Annotated in this window: 9 protein-coding genes; all 9 read left to right on the top strand. The window is 58.0% G+C overall.

All coding sequences use genetic code 11. From position 1 onward, the window contains the following. Positions 1–198 (top strand): DUF3782 domain-containing protein (locus HQL65_20120; protein MBF0138543.1); only part of this gene is annotated, 198 nt, incomplete at its 5' end. A gap of 9 nt (positions 199–207) precedes the next feature. Beyond that, positions 208–948, top strand: a complete 741-nt coding sequence (locus tag HQL65_20115) for an RNA methyltransferase (protein MBF0138542.1) — start codon at positions 208–210, stop codon at positions 946–948. Beyond that, positions 948–1,871: a 16S rRNA (uracil(1498)-N(3))-methyltransferase gene (locus HQL65_20110; GenBank protein ID MBF0138541.1), complete on the top strand. Its 924-nt coding sequence runs from the start codon at positions 948–950 to the stop codon at positions 1,869–1,871. Before HQL65_20115 ends, HQL65_20110 begins: the two co-directional genes overlap by 1 nt. A 66-nt stretch (positions 1,872–1,937) precedes the next feature. Then, positions 1,938–3,026, top strand: coding sequence for an FtsH protease activity modulator HflK (hflK, locus tag HQL65_20105; GenBank protein MBF0138540.1), 1,089 nt, complete (start codon positions 1,938–1,940; stop codon positions 3,024–3,026). Next, a complete protein-coding gene (hflC, locus tag HQL65_20100) occupies positions 3,023–3,892 on the top strand; it encodes a protease modulator HflC (protein MBF0138539.1) in 870 nt (289 codons plus the stop codon). Before hflK ends, hflC begins: the two co-directional genes overlap by 4 nt. A 16-nt stretch (positions 3,893–3,908) precedes the next feature. Continuing rightward, positions 3,909–4,094 (top strand): DUF2065 domain-containing protein, encoded by a 186-nt coding sequence (locus tag HQL65_20095; protein ID MBF0138538.1) that lies wholly within the window; start codon positions 3,909–3,911, stop codon positions 4,092–4,094. Beyond that, the gene (locus tag HQL65_20090; protein MBF0138537.1) at positions 4,091–4,639 is read left to right on the top strand and encodes a DUF177 domain-containing protein; all 549 of its coding nucleotides are present in this window, start codon (positions 4,091–4,093) and stop codon (positions 4,637–4,639) included. Before HQL65_20095 ends, HQL65_20090 begins: the two co-directional genes overlap by 4 nt. 44 nt (positions 4,640–4,683) lie before the next feature. Next, positions 4,684–4,863, top strand: coding sequence for a 50S ribosomal protein L32 (gene rpmF / locus HQL65_20085; protein MBF0138536.1), 180 nt, complete (start codon positions 4,684–4,686; stop codon positions 4,861–4,863). Between the two features lie 65 nt (positions 4,864–4,928). Next, on the top strand, positions 4,929–5,875 hold a 947-nt coding region (gene plsX / locus HQL65_20080), incomplete at its 3' end, for a phosphate acyltransferase PlsX (protein MBF0138535.1).

Genomic DNA, 5,875 nt, shown 5'->3' with positions numbered 1-5,875 from the left:
CATTTGACCCGCATGGCCGAGTTCAAGGAATTTTTTCCCATTTATGCCAACAAGCGGGCCATCGGAGCCATGGCGGCCATCGTGATCGACAAGGATGTGGATCGTCACGCCATGAATGCGGGATTTTTTTTGATCGTCCAGTCGGGCGATTCGGTCCATCTGGCCAACGATACGAATTTCGTGCCCAGGGTCTGGTAACGACGGACCATGGAGGAATCGATCGTCGTCATTCTGGACCGTCCAGCCCAACCCGGCAACATTGGTGCCTGTGCCCGCGCCATGGCCAATATGGGATTGAACCGGCTGCGGCTCGTCAATCCCCGGGAATTTCCCCATACGAATGCCACGGAATTCGCCGTCGGCGCGAGTTGGATTCTGGAGGAGAGTCAGGTATTTTCGTCACTGGATGCCGCCCTTGAGGATCGCAATTTTCTGGTCGCCACCACCAACCGGACCCGTGGCCAACGACAGGTGGTCGTCACGCCCCGGGAGTTGGGCGAACGCATGCCTGCCATCCTGGCCAGACCGGAAACCCGGGTGGGCCTCCTTTTCGGCACGGAACGCACCGGTCTCGAAACCAGGGATGTGGAACGAGCCGACTGGATCTGCAACATTCCCACAACCGGGGTGCATGGATCGCTGAACCTGGCCCAGGCCGTGTTGATTCTGGGGTACGAAATCATGTTGGGCAGAGGTCTGGGACACACCTTCGCCCTGGATCCAACCACCCAGGGACCCCGGGCCGGAGCAGCCGATCTGGAGCATATGTTCGACCACCTGGAGCAGGTGTTGCGTCAGGTGGATTTTCTCAAGCCGCAACAAAAAGGTCACCTGATGGGCAGCATCAAGGCCATTTTTCACCGGGCCGCCATGGATAAACGCGAAGTGGCGATCATGCGGGGCATCATCAACGAAATCGGTCGCCCTCCCCGCCCCCAGGATTCTTGATGCGTGCGTCCAGGATTGGTCTGGAAAAAGTCCCCACTTCTCTGGAGGAGGTCATGCATCTGGCACCGGGGATGGAAACGGTTCTGGAACTTTGGCAACCCCGGGCCGGGGATATTCTGACCGTGGTGGATCCGGAAGGGGGCATCTATCGGGCGCGTTTTCTGGGTCCGGGTCAGGGGGTGCGACCGTTTGCCCGCCTGCCGGCCAGCATTGAACCCCGGCATCGGCGGCGGTTGGCCCAGGCCCTTCCGGATCGGGAGCGGATGCTCTGGATCATCCAGAAAGCCGTGGAACTCGGAGTCACGGACATTCAACCCGTCCTGTCGGCCCACTCCAGTACAGTCTCCGGCCATGGTTCCCATTCCTCCCATAATGTATCCGCTCCCGCCAGCCATGGTTCCCATTCCTCCCATAATGTATCGACTCCCGCCGGCCATGGTTCCCATTCCCCCCGGAATGTAACCGCTCCCACCAGCCATGGTTCCCACCCCCTCCAGGATAAATCCGTTTCCGCCGGCCATGGTTCTCATCCCCTCCAGGACAAATCCGCCACCTGGCCCCGGATCATCCGCAAAGCCGCCCTGCAATGTCGCCGGGCGATGCTGCCGGAAATATTTCCTCCCATTCCTTTGGCCGAAGTTCCGCTGACCATGGAACCTGGAGAGGTTTTGTTGTACATGGATGTTTCCGGCGAGCGCCAAGCGCTTTTTACCCTGGCCCCGACTCTGGCAACCAGGCCCCTGACTCTCCTGGCAGGACCGGAAGGGGGATGGAGCGACCCGGAAAGAGACCTGCTCCAGACCGCCGGAGGCATTGCCATCAGCCTCGGTTCGCGCCTGCTGCGCACCGAAACTGCCGGTATGGCAGCCCTGGCCGTACTCGCTTCTGCCGAAGGAACCTTTACTCTGGAGGAAGATTTGTAGAGTATGGGCGGGTTTTGAATGGTAACGCTTGCGGTAGAGAGTTGGTGTGCGGTCGAGGAGAGAATCATGACATGGAACAGCAATGGCGGCGGCGGTCCCCAAAGGCCATGGGGACAAGGCCCCAGACCACCCCAGCCTCCCGATATGGAGAAGGTCTACCAAATGTTTCGCGACAAATTTGGTGGCAGCATGGATGGCAAGCGCTTCTGGCCAATTGCCATCGGGGTTGTGATGGTCATCTGGATGTTCACAGGCATTTATGTGGTGGGACCAGACGAGGAAGGTGTCGTCACGCGCTTTGGTCGCTATATAGAAAGCACCATTCCGGGACCGCATTACCACCTTCCCTACCCGATTGAGGAGGTCTACAAGCCCAAGGTGACCCAGGTCCGCCGCATCGAAATCGGCTACCGAACCCGGGGCCGCTCCGCTGTTGACGTGGCCGCTGAATCCCTGATGCTGACCGGTGACGAAAACATCATCGATATCGATTTGAGTGTCCAATACCGCGTCAATAACGCCGCCGATTCGCTGTTCAATGTGCGCAATCCGCCGCGGGATCCGAGCTACGTGGTGCGTAATGTCGCGGAAACTGCCATTCGCCAGGTGATCGGTCGCAACAGCATTGACGAGGCCCTGACCATCGGCAAGGAACGCATCCAGGCCAATACCCTCTCGACCATGCAGAAGATACTGGACGATTACAAAAGCGGCATTCTGATCGTGGCCGTGCAGCTTCAGCAGGTCGCCCCGCCGGAAGAGGTGGTCCACGCCTTCAAGGATGTCGCAAGTGCCCGGGAGGACCGGGTACGGGCCATCAACGAAGCCGAAGGATATGCCAACGACATCCTGCCCAAAGCCAAGGGCGAAGCCGCCAAACAGCTCCAAGAGGCGGAAGGGTATAAGACCGCCAAAGTCGCGCGCGCCAAGGGGGATGTGCAACGCTTCCTCTCCCTGCACAAGGAATACACCCGTTCCCCGGAGGTCACCGTCTCCCGTCTCTACCTGGAAACCATGGAAGAGGTGTTGCTCAAAACCGACAAGGTGGTGGTGGACCCACGCGCCGGCCAGGGTGTCCTCCCCTATCTGCCCCTGGATCGACTGAAAGAAAATGCCTCCCCACCCCAGCAGCCCCGCAAAGGAGGTGAACCATGAACAGTCGTGCCTCCATGGGTATAGGGATCATTCTGGTCGTCCTGGTGATCGTTCTTTCCCAGACCATTTTCACCATTCATCAAGTGGAACAGGCCCTCGTGGTTCAATTGGGCAAACCGATCCGGGCCTTCACCGATCCAGGCATCCATTTCAAGATTCCCTTCATTCAGGAAGTGTTCACCTTCGACCGGCGTCTGCTGGTCCTGGATCAGGAATCCCAGGAAGTCCTCTCATCGGACAAAAAAAATCTCAAGGTGGACAACTATGCCCAGTGGCGCATCGAAGACCCCCTGAAATTTTACCAGACGGTCCGCAATGAAGCCGGGGCCGAATCACGCCTGAATGATATCGTCTACTCGAATCTGCGTGAGGTCCTGGGTCAGTTTACCATGATGGAAATCGTCTCTGGTGAACGACTCAACCTGATGAAGCAGATTCGCGAACAGGCCAACATTCAGACCCGGCAGTATGGTATCGAACTCGTGGATGTACGCATCAAACGCACCGATCTGCCACCGGAAAACTCCAAGGCCGTCTATCGCCGCATGCAAACGGAACGGGAACGCCAGGCCAAACAATACCGTGCAGAAGGCGAGGAAGAAGCCGTCAAGATCCGCTCCCAGGCCAACCGGGAACGCGAGGTCATGCTTGCGGAAGCCTATGGAACCGCTCAAAAACTTCGCGGCGAGGGAGATGCCACGGCTGCCGCCATCTATGGCGAAGCCTTCCAGCAGGATCCCCGTTTTTACGAATTTGTCCGCTCTCTGGAAGCGTATCGCAAGGCTTTTGTTCAGGGGACGACGCTGGTACTGGAACCCGATGGTTTCTTCCGGTATTTTAAAGGCCCCTCGATCAACCCGAGGTGAACCGGATACGACTCCCGTGAACGATTTCTTGACTGCTTTCGGACTGATGTTGATTTTCGAGGGGATGCCCTATTTTGTCTCCCCCAACGCCATGCGCCAATGGATCGCCCAGATCGGTCTGCTGTCGGATGCTGCGTTGCGCCGAACGGGAGTCGTCCTGATGCTGCTCGGATTGGCTCTGGTCTATTGGGTGCGGCGATGATGCGGGACACCATGAATCTGGGCGACATGGTGCTGGACCTGGAAAAGATGGGACGCAAGCCGCGCCACCTGCAAGGCCATGTCCCGGCAGATCACCTGCCGGCCCTGGGAGAACTGGTCCGTGTCGAAAGTCCTGCCTGGGTCGATCTTCTGGCCACGTTGGACCAAAAGCGTCTCCGTGTGGCCGGTCACCTTGGAGGTCGCATCGGGCTGGATTGCGGCCGCTGTCTGCAACCATACACGCTGGAACTGGCCGTGGCGCCGGAGCGGGAATTCATCGCCGGAGCCGAGCCCCCCGACCTGGGTGGAGAGGTGGAAGTCCAGGATGAAACAGTCTATCTCGACGATGGCCTGTTTTCCCTCCGCCGCATGGTCGAAGAAGAGTTGATTCTGGCCCTGCCCATGACCCATCTCTGTCGGGAAACCTGTGCAGGCCTCTGTGACCAGTGCGGATCGGACCGCAATATTAAAATGTGCGGCTGCCAACCCCGTAACCTGGACAGTCCCTTTGCCGTTTTGAAAAACCTGGGGTCGTTCAATCCCTGAAATCCCGGATCAAGAATCCGATCCATTGAAAGGAGTGTTCCGCCATGGCGGTACCCAAGAAAAGAAAATCCAAATCGCGTGGCCGACAAGGGAGATCACATGATGCCCTGCACGCCCCGTCCCTCTCCACCTGTCCCAACTGCCAGGAACCGCGCATGCCGCATCGGGTGTGCGCCAAGTGTGGCTGGTACAACGGACGCGAAGTCTTGACAATCAAGGATTAAATCGGTGCTACAAAAACCGCTCCGGTTCATAATTCAGATGTAAATCCGGGGAAAGTGATGCCACCGTGACTGTCAAAATTGCCTTGGATGCCATGGGTGGCGATCATGCCCCGGCCATGGTCATTGATGGTGCCATCCGTTCTCGCGCCGAAAATGACGATGCCGAGTACATTCTCGTCGGGCAAGAGGATGTAATCCGTACCGAACTTACCCGGCACCGGTTTGTCGAAGAGCGGATTCGCATACAACCCGCATCGGAAGTCGTGGGTATGGGCGACAAGCCATCCGTCGCCCTGCGTACCAAAAAAGATTCCTCACTGCGGGTGGGAGCCAATCTGGTCAAAAGCGGCGTGGCAGATGCGTTCGTCTCGGCTGGCAACACCGGTGCCCTGATGGCCACCGCCAAATTTGTCCTGAAAACCCTGCCCGGAATCGATCGACCCGCCATCGCCTCGCTGCTCCCCAGAGTCGGTGGCCAGACCCTCATGCTGGATCTGGGGGCCAATGTCGATTGCACGGCCGATCACCTGTGCCAGTTTGCCCTGATGGGTAGTGTCTACTCCCAGGAAGTCCTGGGCATCGTTGCACCCCGCGTGGGGTTGCTCAATATCGGCCAGGAAGAGATGAAAGGAAACGGCATCGTTCGTGAAGCCGGAGAACGGTTTCGTCAGATCATTGCCAACTACGTCGGCAATGTGGAAGGAACCGATATCTGTTTTGGTGATGTGGATGTGATTGTCTGTGATGGGTTTGTGGGTAATGTCAGCTTGAAATCCATAGAAGGTGTCGCGCAAATGTTGTCTCTTTCCCTGAAGGAGTCTTTCGCCCACTCCTGGTTGACCAAGATTGGCTATCTGGCCGCCAAACCGGCTTTGCGACGTTTCCGGGCACGGGTGGATCACCGCAAGTACAACGGTGCCATGCTGTTGGGTTTGAACGGGGTGGTGGTAAAAAGTCACGGCTCGGCAGACGCATTCGGCTTTTCCCACGCCATCCAGGTTGCCATCGAGCT

The sequence above is a fragment of the Magnetococcales bacterium genome, from assembly GCA_015228935.1.
In the GTDB taxonomy this organism is placed as follows: domain Bacteria; phylum Pseudomonadota; class Magnetococcia; order Magnetococcales; family DC0425bin3; genus HA3dbin3.
Note: the sequence above shows the minus strand (reverse complement) of the source record. Positions and strands in the feature narration are given on the sequence as shown.